This is a genomic window from Rhizobium sp. P1_E6 (assembly GCF_056405875.1).
Map to the genome: position 1 here is coordinate 1 of NZ_JBFUBG010000235.1, position 2070 is coordinate 2070.

The 2070-nt window shown below is 60.4% G+C and carries 2 protein-coding genes; both read right to left on the reverse strand.

Features of this window, described 5'->3' with window-relative positions; all coding sequences use genetic code 11:
• Positions 1 to 217: 217 nt before the first annotated feature.
• On the reverse strand, positions 218 to 961 hold the full coding sequence (locus AC1D35_RS35710) for a GntR family transcriptional regulator (RefSeq protein WP_446983673.1): 744 nt from the start codon (positions 959 to 961) through the stop codon (positions 218 to 220).
• Between the two features lie 164 nt (positions 962 to 1125).
• Positions 1126 to 2070 (reverse strand): sugar phosphate isomerase/epimerase family protein (locus tag AC1D35_RS35715; RefSeq protein ID WP_477942698.1); only part of this gene is annotated, 945 nt, incomplete at its 5' end.

Sequence of the window (2070 nt, forward strand, 5' to 3'; positions counted from 1 at the left end):
GGCATGGCACCCGCGGATGGATGCGGACCCCGTGCATCGTTGGCTTAGGGCGCTGATTTTTGAGAGGTTCAAGTCAATGGACTAAGTACACACGATAACTGAGAATGACCGTTGTTGGCGCATTTGAGGCAAGCGTTCGATAGGTATGACGGCGTCTCCCGTTCAAGCCCCCTCAAGAGCATAAATGTTGACCGCTGTCTGCTCCACGTTGTTGGAGCTATGAGAAGTTTTCAAGAACCGCCAGGAACGTATGGCGGTCGCCCTGTCCCTCGGTCAGCCGCACGCGACCCTCGATATCGGCCAGATGGTGGTCCATCAGCTGCTGTGCCTTCGCCAAATCCCTGGCCTTCAGTGCTACCACGATCATGCGATGGTGGTCTGCGCCGCAATCGTCCTTGCGGTCTTCCTCGTAGAGCGACATCACGAGCGACAGGCGGGCGACGATTTTCGACAGCATTTCCGTTAGCACCGGATTGCCGGCGGTTTCGGCGAGCACGATATGGAACTTGCCGGAGAGCACCGTCTTGGATTTCTCGTCGCCGTGGTGGTGGATGTGCTCTTCCTCATCAGTCATGTTCTGCAAGGCATCGAGTTGTTCGGCTGTTGCCCTGGAGATGACGAGTTCCAGCAGCAAGCCTTCCAGTTTGCGGCGGGCCTCGAAGAGGCTGTTCGCCTGATCGATGCTGGGTTCGGCAACGAAGGTGCCGCGGTTTCTCTTCCGCTCCAGCAGGTGGTCGCTTTCGAGAACGCCGAGGGCGCCGCGCACCACCGTGCGGCTGACACCGAAATGCTCGGCAATCGCCTCTTCGAGGATCTTGGTGCCGGGCTTCAGCGCGCCTTCGCCGATCGCCGCCGCCAACGTGTTGCGGATGCGTTCGGACACGTCGTCGTTGTCAACAGTGTCCGCCGCGCCGTTGGCGGCCGTGGACGGTTTCAGGCTTTGACGACGCGTCTTTTTCATCATTCCTCTCCAGTCTCAGGGGCAGCCTCCGGATCACCGCTAGCTGTGACATATCCGATATCGGTGCGCCGTAATTTTTTCCATAAGAATGTTTGTGCGCAACTCGATGTTTCCACCATAACCTGTTGATATCAGGCGGCCGAAGCCGCCGTCATTTCAGCCGATTAGGCTGCCTTCTTGTCCGCTGCTGCCGAATTCAGCGTGATGCCTTTGTCTCTGCAGATCGTCTCGATGTGACTTGCCGACTGCTTGATGAAGGCGATCGCTTCGTTGAAGCCGTAGGACTGGTGTTCGTAGCTCGGATAGCCGTACTGGCTGGCTTCATAGGCCTCCCWGTTCGGGATCTCGCCGGATGCCACACGCTGTTCGTAGACATCCACCAGCGCCATGTAAGCGTCGAGCTCTTCGGTAGTGAGATCGCGATGGCCGGCGCGCCAGATGGGATCGTCGATCTCGATGCACTGGCGTGGATTGGCCTTGCGCGGCTTGTCGGCGACGGAGGCCGCCACTTCCAGCGAAAGGTTGAGCGCGGGGTTGGCCTCGGCGAGGATCGGGAGGATGGTCGCGAAATCGACGATACCGCCGCCGACGGGGCGGGTCTGGAAGTCGAGCCCACCGGGCGCGCGGCCGACATAGGCATCCTTGATATGCGTCTGGCGGACGAAGGGGGCGAGGCGCTTCGCCGCAAAGACCGGATGCTCCGCTCGCTGCAGGCCATTGGCGGTGTCGAAGACAGCGCCGACGCAATCGGCGCCGACCTTTTCGATCAGCCGCAGGATCTCGAAGGAGGTGATCTCGTCATGGGTCTCGATGTTCACGTGCGCGCCATGCGCGCGAGCAACAGGCGCGAGCTTCTGCAGAACCTTCTCGATGCCGATCAACTGGTCGTCCCAGGTGATATCGGTGCGGAAGCGGTCATTGGCCAGCCGGCCGCGATATTCGGACTTGAAGTTGCCGGGCGCGACCCAGAGCTCGAAACATCCGATGGCGGCACTTGCCTCGATCATGCGCGTAAAGCCGGCGATGATGTCGCCGTCGCCGGCGGCTCGAAGGGCCGGTTCCTCGGCGCTGCAATAGGGATTGATCTTGCCCACACCGCTTTCCAGGTA

Bases quoted from the DNA above. Each gene is read 5' to 3' on its own strand.
- AC1D35_RS35710 (WP_446983673.1), bottom strand. From the start codon at position 961: ATGAAAAAGACGCGTCGTCAAAGCCTGAAACCGTCCACGGCCGCCAAC.